Source organism: bacterium (genome assembly GCA_026708015.1).
In the GTDB taxonomy this organism is placed as follows: domain Bacteria; phylum Actinomycetota; class Acidimicrobiia; order Acidimicrobiales; family Bin134; genus Poriferisocius.
Genome location: JAPOVT010000050.1, coordinates 1 through 17408 on the forward strand (window position 1 = coordinate 1; position 17408 = coordinate 17408).

Sequence of the window (17408 nt, forward strand, 5' to 3'; positions counted from 1 at the left end):
GTCTGGGCCGTGTCTCAGTCCCAGTGTGGCTGATCGTCCTCTCAGACCAGCTACCCGTCGATGCCTTGGTGAGCCGTTACCCCACCAACAAGCTGATAGGCCGCGAGACCCTCCCGAAGCGCCGGAGCATTTCCTCTGCCGATCATGCGATCAGCGGAGGGCATCTGGTATTAGCCACAGTTTCCCGTGGTTGTCCCAGTCTTCGGGGCAGGTTTCTCACGTGTTACGCACCCGTTCGCCACTTGGTCATTGCCCGAAGGCGACCTCGTTCGACTTGCATGTGTTAGGCACGCCGCCAGCGTTCGTCCTGAGCCAGGATCAAACTCTCCGTCAATATCTCCGGCAGTTGCCCCCGGGGGGGTCGCCGCCTTCGATCAAGTGCTCGTCTTACTAAATTGCCTCGGCAAGACGAAGCGATTCCGGAAAGTCAAAAGAGCCGAAGCCCTTCCTGACTTGGTTTCCTTGGAATTGTGTAGGTCGACGCCATCGACGCGAGGTGCGCCGAGCCGTCGCCCGCACTGGCTTTTCCGTCCTCTCTTCCGTTTTCAAGGAGCGTGAGGCGGTGACCCTTACGGGAGAACCGCAACGGCCCAGACCAGGCCGAACCTTGCTCTGCCCCTGTGGGCAGCCCGAAAGCAACCCGTTTTAGAGGCGAGTTGTAACGCTACCGGCCTTGGCCAGCAGCGTCAACTCAACCACGAGATTGCTGCTGGCCCCATTTGCCAACTCAATCAGGGGCTTTGCTGTGATTTAACCCGCAGCAGGTGGTATCGGCGCTTGCCCCGGCGAAGTAGCAGGTAGCGGCCGTGCAACAGGCGGTCGGCAGCCACTGCGGTCTCGTCGGTGGAGACCCGCTCATTGTTCACGTACACCGACCCTTCGGACAGCCCTCGGCGGGCATCGCCCTTGGATGAGGCCAACCCCGTGGAGGCCAGCAATTCCACCAGATCGAAGCTGTTCGAGGCATCACCGAATCCGCCCTCGGGGATGTCGGAGGTGGGGACCTCGTCGGCCACCGCTTCAAACGCCGCCTCGTCGATGTCGTCGACCGGGGAGCCGAACAGGATTTGGGCTGCCTCCTCGGCGGCTACGGCCGCACCGGGGCCATGGACCAGGGTCGTGACCTCGTTGGCCAGGGTATGCTGGGCCTCCCGTCGCCCGGGATCGCGCTGGTGAGCCTCGACCACCTCGGCGATATCAGCTACCGGGAGCATGGTGAACTGGAGCAGGCTGCGCTCCACGTCCTCGTCGGGAATCTGCACGAAATACTGGTGGAATCGGTAGGGGCTGGTGCGGCTGGGATCCAGCCATACCGCTCCTTCGGCGGTCTTGCCGAATTTAGCCCCGTCGGAGCGGGTGAGCAGCGGCCAGGTGATGCCGTGGGCCTGGGCACTGGAGCGGCGGCGGATGAGATCCACCCCCGCGGTTATGTTGCCCCACTGGTCGGAGCCGCCAATCTGGAGCTCGCACTGGAGGTTGGTGTGCAGCCACCAGAAGTCGTAGGCCTGCAACAGCATGTAGGTGAACTCGGTGTAGGAGATGCCGATCTCGCTCTCCATACGGCTGCGCACCGAGTGCTTGGCCGCCATCTGGTTCACGGTGGCGTGCTTGCCGGTGTCTCGCAAGAACTCGATGAGGGTGAGGTTGCGGGTCCAGTCGTAGTTGTTAACCAACTCGGCGTCCCCGTCGAAGTCCAGCAGCTTCTCGAGCTGGCCTCTGATCCCCGCCAGGTTGGCGGCCAGAGTTTCGTCATCCAGCAGGTTGCGCTCATCGGATCGACCACTGGGGTCGCCCACCATGCCGGTGGCCCCGCCAACCAGGGCGATGGGCCGGTGGCCGGCCTCTTGGAATCGCCGCAGCACCAGCACCCCGATCAGGTTGCCCAAGTGCAGGGAGCTGGCCGTAGGGTCGATGCCGTGGTACACCGCAACCGAACCTCTGCTCAGTCGCTGAGCCAGCAAATCACGGTCGGTGGTGTCCTGCACCAAGCCGCGGGATTCGAGTTCTTCAAGCACCATGCGAATGCTACGAGAGCGGAAGGCAAAGAGAGAATGAATACGTGACCGGCAGGCGACTCGGATTGACGATCGGTATCGCGGCGATAGTGCTGTTTGCGGTGTTCTGGATCGGAGCCACGATCTGGTTCTTCGGCGAGGAGAACCCCGACCGCCTCGACGACCGAGAGTGGGTAGCCGACGCCGAAGCTCGATGCGCCGAGACCAGAGACGATCTGGATCGGCTGCCCCAGGCCCGCGACGCGGCCGATATGGCCGACCGGGCCGACCAGATCGAAGCCTCGACCGCGGTGCTGACCGCCATGACAGCCGACCTGGCCGCCTCCGCCCCCGAAGGTGACGACGGCGAGCTGGTGGCACTGTGGCTCGAAAGCTGGCGGATGTATCTCAACGACCGCCTGGCCCACGCCGACGCACTCCGCAACGGCGAGGACCGCCAGTTCCGGGTAACCGCGGACCCCGAGCGGGGCGATGGGGTCGACGCCTTGCTCGATGCCTTCGCCGACCGCAACCGGATGCCCTCGTGCGGCGACCCGCTGGATATCGGCTAAGGCTTCGGCAACTCTGCCAGAGCCTCGGCCCCCAGCTGAGCGAGGTGAACCAAGCCGGGGTCGCAGCCGAAATCGGCTAAGCCGTCGAGCGGCACCCAGCGCAGGCCTCGAGACTCGTGGTTGCCCTGGGGCTGGGCGCCGGCCGGGGCCCGCACCAGGAACCGCACGTCGTAGTGCAAGTGGGCATCCTCACCGGGGGGATCTACCTCGTGGATGTCGAGGTGCAGGGGTCGGGGCCAGATGCGCAGGCCGTCGATGCCGGTTTCCTCGGTTGCCTCCCGCAGCGCCACCGCGGCCAGGTTGGCGTCGCCATCGGCATGGCCTCCCGGCTGCAACCATCGACCGAATTTGGCGTGGAGCAGCAGCAGAGTATTCGCACCGGCGCTGTCCACCACCAGCGCCGAACCGGTGAGGTGGCCCGGTCGGCATGTTCTCACGGCGGCGTCGGGATGGCTATCGATCAGCGCCCGATACCGGTCGCCCAGATCGTCTCCGAACCCGGCCAGCAGCTCTCGGGCCACGGCAAGGTCATTCGTGGAGGCCAGCAGCGCGTGCCTTTCGCTCAACCACCTCGGCTCTTCTGTGCCGCTCATCATCCTCTCCGAGACAGGTCGGGACAGCCGGGAACGTACCAGCGCCACGGCAGGTCGGCACCGGCGCTGAGCCCGATGCGAACCGAGCGGCCCGGCTCAGCAGGGGGCACCGTCCCGTCATCGAGCAGCTCGATCCCCAAATCGGCGGCCACCAGGTCGGCACCGTTGGCATCACCGTCGATACCCAGTGCGGCGGTGAGCTTGGCCGGCCCGCTGCACAAGTCCTGATCCCGCCGGGCCTTGGGCCGCCGCTCCCGCATCTCCTCCTGGCCCGCCAGTGGGGTCAGCGCCCGCAACAGCACCGCGGCGCACTCCCCATCGGCACCGCACACCACGTTGGCGCACCAGTGCATGCCGTAGATGAAGTACACGTACAGCCGTCCCGGCGGGCCGAACATGACCTCGGTGCGGTGAGTTTTGCCCCGATAGCCGTGGCTGCCGGGATCGTCGGCCCCGGCATAGGCCTCCACCTCCACGATCCGGCCCCGGCATCCTCCGGCCACCAGCACCTTGTTCAACAGGTCGGGGGCAACTTCCCGCGGGTCTCGGGCGTAGAACCCCCGATCCAGAATCATCGCCGTCACAATAAGGCAGCCGAAGTGGCTCCCTGCCCATACTGGTGTGGCTTTCGCTGGCTATGGCAAAGGGAGTGCTGATACCGAGAAGAGGAATGCGGACTTCACTGCTGGGAGCGGCGCTGGTTTTCGGTCTGCTGGCCGGGGCCGCCGGATGCAGCGACAACGCGGAGCTGCCGGAGTCGGTGACGATCAGCTTCGGCCACCCCTTCCCGCCGACCCATCCGGTTCACGTGCAGGTTTTCGAGCCGTGGGCCAACGAGGTGTTTCGCGCCACCGGCGGCACCGTGACCATCGAGTTCTATCCCAGTCAGGGACTGAGCCCTCGCAGCGAGGTGTACCAGAACACCGCTGACGGGGGCCAGGGCATCGGCTGGGCCCATCAGGGCTACTCCTTGGGCCGCTTCCCGGCCGCCGAGGTGGTGGCAATGCCGTTTGTGTTTGACAGCGCGGTGGATGCCACTGAGGTGCTGTGGGCGCTCCACGACGAATTCGAGGCCTTCCGCGCCGAGTACGCCGATGTGAAGCTCCTCGGGCTGTGGACCCATGATGTGGCCGACTTCTGGCTGAGCGCAGATCAGGCCTCTGCTGCCCCCGATCTCTCCGGGCTGACGGTGCGGGCGCCAACGCAGATCCAGGTGGAGGTGATCGAAACGCTGGGGGGGAACCCGGTCAACCTGCCCGTTCAGGAATTGCGAGCCGCACTGGGCCAGGGCGATATCGACGGCCTGATGATCGCCAACTCCGGCTTGTCCAGCTACGACCTCTACGGCGTGCTGGGCAGCGGGGTGCAGTACAACTGCTACGTGTCGACCAGCTTCTTGGCCATGAACCAAGATCTGTGGGACAGCCTGTCGGTTTCTCAACAGCGGGCCATCGAGCGGTTGTCGGGTCGGGAGGTGTCCCTTGCCGCCGCGGGGGCCTATGACGCTGCCTCACAGGCGGTGGCCGAGCGCTACCCGCAAGCAGGGATCAACAAGGTTGTGCTCGACGATGTGCAGCTAGCCGCTTGGCGAGAGGCAACCCAGTCGGTGGTGGACCGGTGGATCGGCCGCCACGCCTCCGACTTCCCGGCCCGAGACATGTACAACCGGATGCTGGAGCTCGCTGCCGAATAGTCGCCACCGGCCTATCCGAAGCGGGCAGCGTCAGCATCCAAACGGGCGCGGAATCGCTCGATTTGAGCGGCGACTGGGTCGGGGCCGGCGCCGCCGGGAGTGGTGCGCCGGGTGACGGGGACGCCGGAGGCCAGCAACTCGGCGGCGGCTTCTCCCAGCCAGGGGTCGGCCCGCACCAGGTCGGCCAGGGAGGCCTCGCCGTCCAGACTGCGGCGCACCAGGTCGCCGACTGCGGCATGGGCGTCGCGGAACGGCATCCCGTTGGCCACCAGATGCTCGGCCAGATCGGTGGCCGCCGCGGTGGGAGCGTCGGCGGCTGCGGCCATGGCATCGGTGTTGAAGGCGATGGATGACATCAGCCCGGTCATAGCCCGAACGCCGAGGCGAATCTGGTCAATCGCGTCGAACAGGGGCTCTTTGTCTTCTTGGAGGTCGCGGTTGTAGGCCAGCGGCAGCCCTTTGAGGGTGGCCAAGAGCCCGGTGAGGTTGCCGATGAGGCGCCCGGCCTTGGCTCGGGCCAACTCGGCGATGTCGGGGTTCTTCTTCTGGGGCAGCATGGAGCTGCCGGTGGCGTAGGCGTCGTCGAGGGTGGCGAAACCGGCTTCCTCCGAAGTCCAGAAGACGATCTCCTCCCCGAGCCGGGACAGGTGGATGGCCACCATGGTCAGCGCGAACAGGGCCTCGGCCACGAAGTCCCGATCGGACACCGCGTCCATGGAGTTCTCGAACCGGGCGGAAAAGCCCAGTTCGGCCGCGGTCATATCGGGCTCCAAGGGCAACGACGAGCCGGCCACCGCGCCCGCTCCCAGCGGGCTGACGTCGAGGCGGGCGCGGGCGTCGGCCAGTCGGTCGACGTCTCGGACCAGGGCCCAGCCGTGGGCCAGCAGGTGGTGGGCCAACAACACCGGTTGGGCCCGCTGGAGATGGGTGTAGCCGGGCAGGTACGCGTCGCCGACGGCGATGGCCCGGTCTAGCAGCACTTGCTGGAGGGCCATCACATCGGCGGCGATGGCGGCCATCTCCCGCTTGGCAAACAGGCGCAGGTCGGTGGCCACCTGGTCGTTGCGGCTGCGACCGGTGTGGAGCTTGGCTCCGGCAGGTCCGGCCAGCTCGGTGACCCGGCGCTCGATGGCGGTGTGGATGTCCTCGTCGCCGGGCGCGAAATCGAACTCGCCGGCGGCCAGCTCCTGCTCGGTTTGGTCAAGCGCGGCCAGCACCTCGTCAACCTCGGCGTAGGCGAGCAGGCCGACGCGGCCCAGCATCCGGACGTGGGCCCGTGACCCGGCGATGTCATCTGGGGCAAGTCTCACGTCGAACCCGATGCTGGCGGTGTAGGCCATCATCTCGTCGGCAGGATCGCCGTCGAATCTGCCGTGCCAAAGGGTGCTCATGACGGGCCCGCTCTCTGAGCCAGAGTGCGCAGCCGCAAGGCATGGAGTTTGATGAACCCCTCGGCGTCGGCCTGCTGGTAGGCGCCTTGGTCTTCCTCGAAGGTGACCACCGCCTCGTCGAACAGGCTGTCGTCGGAGCGCCTGCCGGTGACGATCACGTTGCCCCGGTACAGCTTGAGCCGCACGGTGCCGTTCACCCGCTGCTGGGAGTGGTCGATGGCGGTCTGGAGCATCAGGCGCTCGGGACTCCACCAGTAGCCGTTGTAGATGAGTTGGGCGTAGCGGGGCATGAGTTCGTCTTTGAGGTGGGCCACCTCCCGGTCGAGGGTGAGGCTCTCCATGGCCCGGTGGGCCTTGAGCATGATGGTGCCGCCGGGGGTCTCGTAGCAGCCCCGCGACTTCATGCCCACGTAGCGGTTCTCCACCAAATCGAGTCGGCCGATGCCGTTGGCCCCGCCGACGCGGTTCAGCTCGGCCAGGATCGCGGCCGGACTAAAGGGCTGGCCGTCTATAGCGGTGATATCACCGGCCTGGAAGGTGAGCTCGATCTCGGTCGGGGTGTTGGGAGCATTCTCAGGCGCCACCGACCAGCGCCACATCTCTTCAGGTGGCTCGTACCACGGATCCTCCAGCGGACCGCCTTCGTAGGAGATGTGGAGCAGGTTGGCGTCCATGGAGAACGGCGAGCCGCCCTCCCGCTCGGCTTCGATGGGGATGCCGTGCTCCCCGGCGTAGGCCACCAGCTTCTCGCGCGATCCCAGGTCCCAGATGCGCCACGGGGCCACCACCGAGATGTCGGGGTTCAGGGCGTAGGCCCCCAGCTCGAAGCGGACCTGGTCGTTGCCCTTGCCGGTGGCGCCGTGGGACACGGCGTCGGCGCCAACCTCGGCGGCAATCTCCACCAGCCGCTTGGCGATGAGCGGGCGGGCGATGGAAGTGCCCAGGAGGTATTCCCCCTCGTAGATGGCGTTGGCCCGAAACATGGGGAACACGAAGTCGGCGGCGAACTCCTCGCGCAGGTCCTCGATGTAGATTTCCTCCACGCCCATGGCCTCGGCCTTGGCCCGGGCCGGCTCCAGCTCCTCGCCCTGACCCAGGTCGGCGGTGAAGGTGACCACCTCGCAGCCGTAGGTGTCCTGCAACCAGCGCAGGATCACCGAGGTGTCCAGGCCACCGGAGTAGGCCAGCACGATCTTGTTCAGGTTCTGGTTCACGAGCTCTCCTCCTCGTTGAGTCCGGCCAGCGAGCGGAAGTCAGCCGCTACGAGGGGGCCGCCGACATCTTCGGTGGCCACTACCAGCACGGTGTCGTCACCGGCGACGGTGCCCAACACGCCGTGGACCGCGGAGCGGTCAATGGCCGAGCCGACAACATGGGCCGACCCCGGCGGGGTGTTCAACACCACCAGGTTGTGGGAGCAACCCACCGCCACCACCCATTCCCCCAGCACCCGCTTGAGGTGGTCGTCGGGGGCGACCTGCTCGGAGGGCAGCTCAGGAATGGCATAGACCGAGCCGCCGCCGGTGGGGACTTTGACCGCACCCAAGTCGTCGAGGTCGCGCGACACGGTGGCCTGGGTGACAGCCACCCCCTGGGCAGCCAAGAGCTCCACCAGGTGATCCTGGCTGGACACCGACTCCTGCTTCAGCATCTGGGCGATGCGGTGCTGGCGCTGGTTCTTGCCCAGCCTCATGTCGCCCCCAACAAGAAGGCGAGCAGGCCGCGGGCGGCGTGCATCCGATTTTCGGCCTGCTGCCATATGCGGCTCTGGGGGCCATAGAGAACGCCGTCGGTGGCCTCGAGCCCGGGGCGGGCGGGCAAACAGTGCAGGAATATGGCGTCGGTGGCGGCATGGCCCATAAGCGCCTCGTCGACGGTGTAGCTGGCAAAGGCCTCCATCTTCTCGGGGGCCTGATCCTCCTCGCCCATCGACACCCACACGTCGGTGTACACCACGTGGGCATCGGCGACCGCTTGAACCGGATCGTCGACGATCTCGGCCGTACCGCCGGCCGCAGATATCCGATCGATGACGGCATTGTCGAAGTGGTAGCCGGGAGGGCCGGACAGAACGAACTCGGCTCCGGCCATTCCGGCGCCGATGGCCAGGGACCGGGAAACGTTGTTGGCGTCGCCCACGAAGGCGATGCGACGGCCGCCGATCTGGCCGAACTCCTGTGTGACGGTCAACAAGTCCCCCAGGGCCTGCAAGGGGTGGGCCTGGTCGCTCAACATGTTGACCACCGGGACCGGGCTGACCCCGGCCATGCGCTCCACCAGGCCGTGATCGAACACCCGGGCACCGATGGCGGCATGGAAGCAGGCCAGGGTGCGGGCGATGTCCTCGGCCGACTCCCGCTTGTCGATGCCCACCTCGCCTCCGGCGATGGACACCGGGTGTCCGCCGAGTTGCACCACCGCCATCTCCATGGAGTGGCGGGTACGGGCCGAGGGCTTCTCGAACAACAGGGCCATGCCCTTGCCCTGCAAGGCCGGTGAGGGAGAGGGGTCGGAGGAGAGTTCCAGCACCGTGGCCAGCTCTGCCGCAGTGAGATCATCGACCTCAAGGAGGTGGCGGACCGGCCTCATGACCTCAACACTCTTTCGAGCACGGCCACGCCGTGGGCGATCTCGTCGTCGCTGATTATCAGGGGCGGGGCGATCCGCAAAGAGGTGGTCCCGGCGGTTCCCAGCACCAGGCCGGCGTCCATCCCCGCGGTTACCACTTCGGCGGCCGGCCGCTCCCCGGCCAGCTCCACGCCCAGCAGCAGACCCCGGCCTCGCACGCTGGCCACCCCGTCAAGAGCCTCAACCGCGGACCGCATTTTCTCTCCGGCCGCCGCGGCCCGGGCGGGCAGATCCAGCTCTTCCATCACTTCGAGGGTGGCCTTGGCCGCTGACGCCGCCAACGGCTGACCGCCGAACGTGGTGGCGTGGTCGCCGGGCTTGAAGGCGGCGGCGACATCAGCCCGGGCCCAGCAGGCCCCGATGGGCATGCCGTTGCCCAGCGCCTTGGCCATGGTCACCACGTCGGGCTCGACTCCGTCGTGGTGGTGGGCGAACCAGCGCCCGGTGCGGGCCAGTCCGGTCTGCACCTCGTCGAGCATGAACAGCAGGCCCCGGTCGTCGCACAGCTCGCGCACCGCTTGGAGGTAGCCATCAGACGGAACGTTGATGCCGCCCTCGCCCTGGATGGGCTCCAACAGCACCGCCGCAGTGGTGTCGTCGATGGCCTTCTCGAGTTCGGCGATGTCGTCCCAGGGGACGTGGCGGAAGCCCTCGGGCAGGGGCTGGAAGGCCTCGTGCTTTTCGGCCTGGCCGGTGGCGTGCAGCGTGGCCAGGGTCCGTCCGTGGAATGAGCGGCCCGCGCTGATCACCGTGTAGCAGCCTGGTCCGGCCCATTTACGGGCCAGCTTGATGGCGCACTCGTTGGACTCCGCCCCGCTGTTGGCGAAGAACACCTGGCCGGGCGGGCCGCCGACTAGCCGGTCGATAGTACGGGCCACGTGCATCTGGGGCTCGGTGGCGTACAGGTTGGACACGTGGCACAGGGTGCGGGCCTGCTCGGCCACCGCTTCGGCCACCTTGGGGTGGGCGTGGCCGAGACTGCACACCGCGATGCCGCTCAAAAAGTCCAGGTAACGGGTGCCGTCGCGGTCCCACAGCCAGCAGCCCTCCCCCCGCACGAACATGACCGGGGGCGGGCCGTAGGTGGGCATCAGTGGGCAGGAACCGGTGCCGACGCCCACCGCTTCGGTGTGGGTGCTCATGAGTTGGCCTCCTGACCTGGCGCGTCGGGTTGGGAGTCGGGGTAGACCATGGTGCCCACCCCGGAATCAGTGAACAGCTCCAGCAGCAGTACGTGGGGGGTGGCGCCGTTCACCATGTGGGCCGAGGCCACGCCGTGGCGCACGGCGTGGATGGCGGCGGCGGCCTTGGGGATCATGCCGCCGGTCAAATCCCCGGCGGCGATCATGGCGTCCAGATCAGAGGCGGTGGTCACGCTGATGAGGGTGGACGGATCAGCGGGGTCGGCGAATAGTCCTTCGACATCGGTGAGGAACACGGCCTTGGCCGCGCCCAGTGCGCCAGCCAGGATCCCGGCCACGGTGTCGGCGTTGATGTTCAGCGCTTGGCCGGTGGCGTCGGCGCCGATGGTGGAGACCACCGGAATCAGGCTCTCGTCCAGCAGCCGGTCGATGATGGCGGTGTTGACCGTGTCCACCGTGCCCACATAGCCCAACTCGGGGTTCTCGGCCCGGGCCTGGATCAGGCCGGCATCCTCCCCGGACACGCCCACTGCCAGGGGGCCGTGGACGTTGATGGCCGACACGATGTCGCGGTTGACCCGGCCCACCAGCACCATGCGGGCGATATCAAGCGTCTCGGCGTCGGTCACCCGCAGCCCGTCGACGAAGCGAGGCTCCAAACCCAGCCGCTCCATCATCTCGCCGATCTGGGGACCGCCGCCGTGGACCACCACGGGGCGAATGCCCACCGATTGCATGAGCACGATGTCGGCCGCGAATCCGGCCAGGTGGTCGCTGTCCATCGCGCTGCCGCCGTACTTCACTACCACCGTCGAGCCCGAGAACCGCTGGATGTAGGGCAGGGCCTGGGTGAGGACCGCCGCGGTGTCTTCTGCTGGGAAGCTCATGACGTCCCCATGTTCTCGTCGATGTAGGCGTGGGTGAGGTCGGTGGTGATGATCCGGGCTGAGCCGTCGCCCATGCCGAGGTCCACATGCAGGTCGAGGCGCCGGCCGGTCATGTACTGGGCCAGCTCAGGGGGATGGGCGGGCTCGCCGTGCTGGTACACCACGTGGGGGCCGTAGGCGATGGTCAGCTTGGTGTGGTCGAAGGCCACCCCCGCTGCGCCCATCTCCGAGGCGATGCGTCCCCAATAGGGGTCTTGGCCGTACCACGAGCACTTCACCAGCTGGCAGTTGGCGGTGTCCCGAGCCGCCTTGGCCGCCTCGGCGTCGGAGGCCGCCCCGGTGACCCGCAGGAACACCGTCTTGGTGGAGCCCTCAGCATCGTCGGCCATCTGAAGGGCCAGGCTCTCGCAGGCATCGGCGATGGCCTGGGCGAGGGCGTCGGGATCGACGGGGCCAGCCTTGCCGTTGGCCAGGATCAGCACGGTGTCGTTGGTGGACTCGGCACCGTCCACGGTGAGGGTGTTGAACGTGCCGGCCACTCCGGCCCTGAGCGCCTGCTGGAGGGTGTCGGGATCGGCGGCCGCGTCGGTGACCAGCACGGCCAGCATGGTGGCCATGTTGGGCTCCAGCATGGCGGCGCCCTTGGCGATTCCCCCGACGGTGAAGCCATCGCCAGCGACCACCACCTGCTTGGGGACGGTGTCGGTGGTCATGATGGCCTCGGCTGCCTGGGGGCCGCCCTGGGGAGTGATGGCCTGAGCCGCGGCCGTGATTCCCGAAGACACCGCGTCCATGGGCAGGGCGTAGCCGATCAGCCCGGTGGAGCACACCAGCACCTGTTCCGGAGCCACTCCGAGAGCGGCGGCGGTCTCCTGGCACATCTGGTGGGCGTCGGCCATGCCTTGCGCCCCGGTGGCCGCGTTGGCGTTGCCGCTGTTGAGCACCACTGCGGCGGCATTTCCTTTGGTGGCAGCCAAGTGCTCCCGGCATACCAGCACCGGGGCCGCGGTCATCTTGTTGGAGGTGAACACGCCGGCAGCGCTGACTGCGGCACCATCGGCAGTGGCCACGATGGCGAGGTCGGGCTTGCCGCTGGGCTTGATGCCGCAGGTCACCCCGGCGGCGGTGAATCCGGGGACGTCGGTCACGCTCATGGGTACACCCCCACTGCGGTCAGCCCGGTGGCCTCATCGAGCCCGGAAATCAGGTTGGCGCACTGGACGGCCTGTCCGGCGGCCCCCTTTACCAGGTTGTCGATGGCGCACAGCGCCATCACCGTGTTGGTGCGGGCGTCGTAACAGGCGGTCAGATGGGCAGCGTTGGAGCCCAGCGTGGCCTTGGTGGAAGGTGAGCGGTCGGACACCACGATGAACGGCTCGTCGGCGTAGAAGTCGGCTAGCGCTTCGAGCAGCACGTCGCTGGAGGTGCCCGCTGTGGGTTTGGCGTAGCAGGTGGCCAGGATGCCCCGGTTCATCGGGGCAAGGTGGGGCGTGAACAGTACCGACGCGCCCGCGGCTTGCTCGATCTCGGGGGTGTGGCGATGGTCGAGCAGTCCGTAAGCGGTGAAGTCCTCGTCGGCGGCGCAGAATGTGGTGTGGGCCTTGGGAGGCCGTCCCGCCCCGGAAACCCCGCTGGCCGCGTCCACGATGACCCCCTCAGGTTGGATGAGGCCGGTGCGGACCAACGGAGCGATGGCCAGCGCGGCGGCGGTGGGATAACAGCCGGGAACGGCCACCGCGGTTGCGCCCGCCAACTCATCTCTGAACAGCTCGGGCAGGCCGTAGGCAAAATTGCCGAGAAGTCCGGGAGCTTGATGCGGCTCCCCGTACCACTGCTGGTACTGCCCCGCGTCCTTCAGCCGGAAGTCAGCGGCCAGATCGACGGCAACCTTGCTCCGATCCAAGACGTCGCCCGCCAGGGCCATGGACTGCCCGTGGGGCAGCGCCAAGAACGCCAACGCCACGTCGTCCAACAAGTGAGGGTCGTACTTCACAAACTCCTGGTCAGCACCAATTACGGCCAGGTGGGGATAGAGATAAGCAACCGGCTGCCCCGCCTGGGTATCGCCGGTCACAAACCCCACGTCGAAGCCCGGGTGCCCGGCCAGCAGCCGCATCAACTCCGCGCCCACATAACCCGACGCACCAATGATCCCAACAGGAATCTTCTGTCCCATAGGAACGATTATGCACTATTATGAATAAATATTCAAGTCAATGCTGGATTTTCTTCGGTACCGAGAATGGAAATCTGGGGACTGACACCTTCCATCTCTGCCGCTTCCTGAATTAGGGCTAGCAGTTCATCTCGAGTGTCGGCTCCCGCGTAATAGCCGGCATCGCCCAACTCTCCCATCGCGCACCAAGCCGGACCCGGCTCGTGGTTCTTGTAGATCTCTATTTTGGGCATCGCTCCACCTCCGTGATGTTCCCGGCTCAGAGCAAATCGTCGGTCTCTTGGTCGGACAAGCCAGCCTTGTTCACAAGTATATCTCTCAGATGCCGAGGCGGAACCTCCCTGCCAACATGCGTCGAGAAAATAATTGGCTGCCTTCCGTCGGCTTCAAACCGAATGTGGGAACCCGCTTGTCTGACCTTCACATAGCCAATTCGACGAAGAATGCTCAACACCTTGTTGACTTTGAGTGCAGGAAACTCCGAGTCTGATTTCGGCATAAGACTGAGCATGCCGGGCAAAGGCTCAATTTCAAACAGAATAACCTAGATATATAGATAATGTAGTGAAATTCTACAATCTTCAGCCGCGTAGGGTGGCGTTGTGGGTGGTGGTGACGGCTTCTATGCAGGTTTGGCGGGCGGCGGCGACTTCGGCGTCGTTGAGGGTGCGGTCGGAGGCTTCGAAGCGGAGGGTATAGGCCAGGCTGCGACAGCCTTGGCCGAGTTGCTCGGAGCGGAACACGTCGAACAGGGCGACGGAGGCCAGCAGCTCGCCTCCGGCTTGGGCGATGGTGGCGGCCACCTCGTCGGCTGAAATCTCGTCGGGGACGGTGAAGGCCAGGTCGATGTCGCTGGAGGGATAGCGGCTGGGGGCTTGATACGGCGCCAGTCCCCGATCGGCTGCCAATAGGGCGCCGAGGTCGACTTCCAGCCAGGCCACCCGTTCGTCGATCTCATAGGCGTCCAGCACCTGGGGGTCGATTTCGCCCAGCGCGCCGACCGGCTGGCCGTCGGCCAAAACTTGGCCGGAGCGTCCCGGATGAAGGCCGTCCACCGGGCCGTTGACCACTCCGGGATTGGTGGCAGCCAGATGGCGAGCCAGTCGACGCCACAGGGTGGTGGCTGCGGTGGCCTCCTGGCCGGCCAGGATCACGGCCAGATGTTCGTGTTCGTCGGGGAGGTCCCCTCCCCCGCCGGGATTTATCCGGCCGATCTCGAACAGCGACACCCCCGTGGTGCGCCGAGCCGCGTTGTAGGCCACGGCCTTGAGCAGCCCAGGGCGCAGCGAGGTGCGCATGATCGACTCCTCGGCCACCAGCGGGTTGGTCACCGTGATGCCGTCGTCGCCCAAACCGGCTCGGGCCAAATCGCCGGGAGCCAAGAAGGGCAGGGGCATGGCCTCGGTGATCCCCATGCCGGTGAGCAGCGCCCGTATGCCGCGGCGGTCTTGCTGCTGCGGGGTGAGCGTTCCGGCCTGTTCCGTCACCGGCACGGTGCGAGTGATCTTGGAGTACCCGTGCAGGCGTCCGACCTCCTCGATCACGTCGATCTCGGTGGCCGAGTCGATGCGCCACGAGGGGATGCCTACCTCGAAGTCCTGGCCGTCGCCGCCGGCTTCGCAGGCGAACCCGATGGGTGCCAACAGGGCGGTCATCTCGTCGGTGCTCAGCTCGGTTCCCAAGATGGCGTTGACCCGCGGCGTCCGGACTCGGACGGTGATGGGCGCAGGCCGGTTGCCGGTGGCATCGATCATGCCCGGACTGGTGGTGGCCCCCAGCGCGGCGGCCAGTTCGGCGAAGCGGTCCAAGGCCATGGGGATGATTTCGGGGTCGGCCCCCCGCTCGAAGCGAGCAGAGGCCTCGCTGCGCAGGCCCAATCGGCGGGCGGTGCGGGCAATGGTCATGGGATCCCACCACGCCGCTTCCAGCAGCACCGAGCGGGTGTCGGCGGAAATCTCGGTGGAGGCACCGCCCATGACCCCGGCCAGCCCGATGGCTTCGTCATCGCGGTTGACGATCACGCCGTCGTAAGTGGTCAGAGTGCGCGCCGTCCCGTCCAAGGTGGTCAACTGCTCGCCCCTATGGGCCATACGCACCCCCAGCTCCCCGCCGGGCACTAGATCGAGGTCGTAGGTGTGGTTGGGCTGGCCCAACTCGAACATCACGTAGTTAGACAAGTCGACCACCGCGTTGATGGGCCGTTGCCCCACGGCCAACAGCCGATTGGCCATCCACCGGGGCGACGGACCAGAGGGCACATTGTCGAGTACCCGCACGCCGAAGCGCCGACAGAAATCGGGGGCGGCGATGCTCACCGCGGCCCGCTCGGCTGCCGGTTGGCCGGCCTCTTCAACCCTGGGAGCGGTCACCGCAAAGGCCACGCCGAGGCGGGCGGCCAGGTCGCGGGCCACCCCCATCACCGACATGGCGTCGGGCCGATTGGGGTTCACTTCCAGGTCGAACAGCACGTCGGGATGGATGCCCAACGCCTCGGTGAGGGGTACGCCCAACGAGAGCCCCTGGTCCAGGATCAAGATGCCCTCGTGGTCGTCGCCCATGCCGATCTCGGCCCCCGAGCACAGCATCCCGTTGCTCCACTCCCCCCGCATCTTGCGGCGGGCAATCTCCATACCGCCGGGCATGGTGGTGCCCACCGTGGCCAGCGGCACCAGGTCGCCCACCGCCATGTTGAAGGCCCCGCAGCACACTTGGAGAGCCTCGCCATCGCCCGCGTCCACGTCCACCAAGTGAATGCGGTCGGCGTCAGGATGGGGCCGGGTGGCCAGCACCTCGGCCACCACGATGCCGTCCAGTCCCTGCCCCACGTGGGACAGCTCCTCCACCGCCAGGCCCAGGTCGGACAGCACTTCAGCCAGGTGCTCGGGTTTGCCGTCGATATGGGGGGCGAACTCCCGCAGCCAGCTCAACAGCACCTTCATCGCGCTGCCGCCTCAAGAGATTGGGTTCGGAAGACCACTAGAACTGCCCCAGGAAGCGGATGTCGTTGGTCCACAGCTCGCGCAGGTCGTCGATGCCGAACCGGATGAGGGCGAGGCGGTCGATGCCGAAGCCGAAGGCGAACCCCTGCCACTGCTCGGGGTCGATCCCGCAGGCCTCGAACACGTTGGGGTGGACCATGCCGCAGCCCCCGAGCTCCAGCCAGGTGCCGTCGGGGCGCTGGATGTCGAACTCGGCCGATGGCTCGGTGAACGGGAAGTAGGAGGGGCGCAGCCGAGAGGTGAAGCCCGGGCCGAAGTAGGCGGCGGTGAACGCCTCGATGGTTCCGGCCAGATCGCCCAGAGTGGTGTCGCGGTCCACCACCAGGCCCTCGATCTGGTGGAACACCGGCATATGGGTGGCATCCGCGGTGTCCTGGCGGAAGCACCGGCCGGGGGCCACCACATAGATGGGGGGCTCCTGGTTCTCCATCACCCGGGCCTGCACCGGCGAGGTGTGGGTGCGCAGCAGCGTGGTGCCCGGCTCGCCGTAGTCCACGTACAGGGTGTCGTACATGTCCCGAGCCGGATGCCCTAGGGGGAAGTTTAGGGCGCCGAAGTTGTACCACTCGCTCTCGATCTCGGGGCCCTCGGCCACCCGGTAGCCCATGCCCACAAACACGTCCTCCAGCTCCTGCCAGGTTTGGGTGATTACGTGGAGATGCCCGTCGGCAGGCAACTCGGTGACTTCGGTGAGGTCGAGCCGCTCAGCCGCCAGCTGCTCGGCCCGGGCCGCGGCCGACAACTCGGTCTCGCGGGCGCTCAAAATCTCGTCGATGGCCGCCTTGGCCGCGTTCAATGCCTGCCCGGCCTGCTTCCGGGCATCGGGCTCCAGATCGCCCAAGACCTTGCGAGCCGCCACCAGCGGGGAGCGCTTGCCGGTCATTGCGGTCCGCACCGCGCTCAGTTCATCGACGGTGGTCGCGGCCGCCGCCTGCCGTTCGGCCTCGACCACCAATTGCTCTGGCTCAGCCATCGGACTCCACTATGGCAACCCTCGTCCTTCAACACCGCATCAAATGGCCTCGATACAGTTTGGCGGCCGGGGCGTCGCGGACCGGCGTCGAGGCGATCTAGCTGTATCGGGCCTTCGGTGGACTGCCAGCCGACCCGGTTATGTGAATCTCGCGGACGCCGATGCCCTTGCGCTCCACGCCACCGGGATCGGGCTTGGCCACCGAGATCAGCTCCAGGACGCCCAAGAGACGCCGGCGGGAAGGCTCGTCGTATAGTCCCAGCCCCAGCATACGGCGGTGCCGTCGGCCCTGATCCCGCACGAATGGCGGCTGCCGGCCGCGATAGCGGTGAACACGCCCGCGGGGGCATCCGCCCGCCC

Annotated in this window: 17 protein-coding genes and 1 rRNA gene; 2 read left to right on the forward strand and 16 right to left on the reverse strand. The window is 66.8% G+C overall.

Features of this window, described 5'->3' with window-relative positions; all coding sequences use genetic code 11:
* Nucleotides 1–334, reverse strand: a 16S ribosomal RNA gene (locus OXG30_12060); the annotation flags it as partial.
* 397 nt (nt 335–731) lie between these two features.
* On the reverse strand, nt 732–2015 hold the full coding sequence (gene tyrS / locus OXG30_12065) for a tyrosine--tRNA ligase (GenBank protein MCY4135628.1): 1284 nt from the start codon (nt 2013–2015) through the stop codon (nt 732–734).
* Between the two features lie 44 nt (nt 2016–2059).
* On the opposite strand from tyrS, the gene OXG30_12070 reads away from it, so the two are divergent.
* Nucleotides 2060–2566 carry a hypothetical protein gene (locus OXG30_12070; protein ID MCY4135629.1) on the forward strand — a complete coding sequence of 169 codons (507 nt, stop codon included), beginning with the start codon at nt 2060–2062 and terminating at the stop codon, nt 2564–2566.
* Here the strand turns inward: OXG30_12070 and OXG30_12075 are convergent.
* Together OXG30_12075 and OXG30_12080 are read right to left on the reverse strand one after the other, a co-directional pair.
* The gene (locus OXG30_12075) at nt 2563–3132 is read right to left on the reverse strand and encodes an NUDIX hydrolase (protein MCY4135630.1); all 570 of its coding nucleotides are present in this window, start codon (nt 3130–3132) and stop codon (nt 2563–2565) included. The genes OXG30_12070 and OXG30_12075 overlap by 4 nt on opposite strands.
* A 26-nt stretch (nt 3133–3158) precedes the next feature.
* Nucleotides 3159–3734: a DNA-3-methyladenine glycosylase gene (locus OXG30_12080; protein ID MCY4135631.1), complete on the reverse strand. Its 576-nt coding sequence runs from the start codon at nt 3732–3734 to the stop codon at nt 3159–3161.
* A gap of 95 nt (nt 3735–3829) precedes the next feature.
* Between OXG30_12080 and dctP the strand changes: the two genes are divergently transcribed.
* Nucleotides 3830–4852 (forward strand): TRAP transporter substrate-binding protein DctP, encoded by a 1023-nt coding sequence (dctP, locus tag OXG30_12085; protein ID MCY4135632.1) that lies wholly within the window; start codon nt 3830–3832, stop codon nt 4850–4852.
* A gap of 11 nt (nt 4853–4863) precedes the next feature.
* On the opposite strand, the gene argH is transcribed toward dctP, so the two are convergent.
* From argH to OXG30_12145, 12 genes are all read right to left on the reverse strand, one after another.
* A complete protein-coding gene (gene argH / locus OXG30_12090) occupies nt 4864–6243 on the reverse strand; it encodes an argininosuccinate lyase (GenBank protein MCY4135633.1) in 1380 nt (459 codons plus the stop codon).
* Nucleotides 6240–7457, reverse strand: coding sequence for an argininosuccinate synthase (locus OXG30_12095; protein ID MCY4135634.1), 1218 nt, complete (start codon nt 7455–7457; stop codon nt 6240–6242). Before OXG30_12095 ends, argH begins: the two co-directional genes overlap by 4 nt.
* A complete protein-coding gene (gene argR, locus OXG30_12100; GenBank protein MCY4135635.1) occupies nt 7454–7936 on the reverse strand; it encodes an arginine repressor in 483 nt (160 codons plus the stop codon). Before argR ends, OXG30_12095 begins: the two co-directional genes overlap by 4 nt.
* Complete coding sequence (argF, locus tag OXG30_12105; protein MCY4135636.1) at nt 7933–8832, reverse strand: ornithine carbamoyltransferase; 900 nt, start codon at nt 8830–8832, stop codon at nt 7933–7935. The genes argR and argF overlap by 4 nt, the downstream gene beginning before the upstream one ends.
* The gene (locus OXG30_12110; protein ID MCY4135637.1) at nt 8829–10013 is read right to left on the reverse strand and encodes an acetylornithine transaminase; all 1185 of its coding nucleotides are present in this window, start codon (nt 10011–10013) and stop codon (nt 8829–8831) included. The genes argF and OXG30_12110 overlap by 4 nt, the downstream gene beginning before the upstream one ends.
* Complete coding sequence (argB, locus tag OXG30_12115; protein ID MCY4135638.1) at nt 10010–10900, reverse strand: acetylglutamate kinase; 891 nt, start codon at nt 10898–10900, stop codon at nt 10010–10012. Before argB ends, OXG30_12110 begins: the two co-directional genes overlap by 4 nt.
* Complete coding sequence (gene argJ / locus OXG30_12120; GenBank protein ID MCY4135639.1) at nt 10897–12054, reverse strand: bifunctional glutamate N-acetyltransferase/amino-acid acetyltransferase ArgJ; 1158 nt, start codon at nt 12052–12054, stop codon at nt 10897–10899. The genes argB and argJ overlap by 4 nt, the downstream gene beginning before the upstream one ends.
* A complete protein-coding gene (gene argC / locus OXG30_12125; protein ID MCY4135640.1) occupies nt 12051–13076 on the reverse strand; it encodes an N-acetyl-gamma-glutamyl-phosphate reductase in 1026 nt (341 codons plus the stop codon). The genes argJ and argC overlap by 4 nt, the downstream gene beginning before the upstream one ends.
* A 32-nt stretch (nt 13077–13108) precedes the next feature.
* Nucleotides 13109–13309 carry a hypothetical protein gene (locus OXG30_12130; GenBank protein MCY4135641.1) on the reverse strand — a complete coding sequence of 67 codons (201 nt, stop codon included), beginning with the start codon at nt 13307–13309 and terminating at the stop codon, nt 13109–13111.
* Between the two features lie 348 nt (nt 13310–13657).
* Nucleotides 13658–16015 (reverse strand): phenylalanine--tRNA ligase subunit beta, encoded by a 2358-nt coding sequence (gene pheT / locus OXG30_12135; protein MCY4135642.1) that lies wholly within the window; start codon nt 16013–16015, stop codon nt 13658–13660.
* Nucleotides 16016–16052: 37 nt separating this feature from the next.
* On the reverse strand, nt 16053–17048 hold the full coding sequence (gene pheS / locus OXG30_12140; GenBank protein ID MCY4135643.1) for a phenylalanine--tRNA ligase subunit alpha: 996 nt from the start codon (nt 17046–17048) through the stop codon (nt 16053–16055).
* 97 nt (nt 17049–17145) lie between these two features.
* The coding region (locus OXG30_12145; GenBank protein ID MCY4135644.1) for a hypothetical protein at nt 17146–17408 on the reverse strand (263 nt) is incomplete at its 5' end.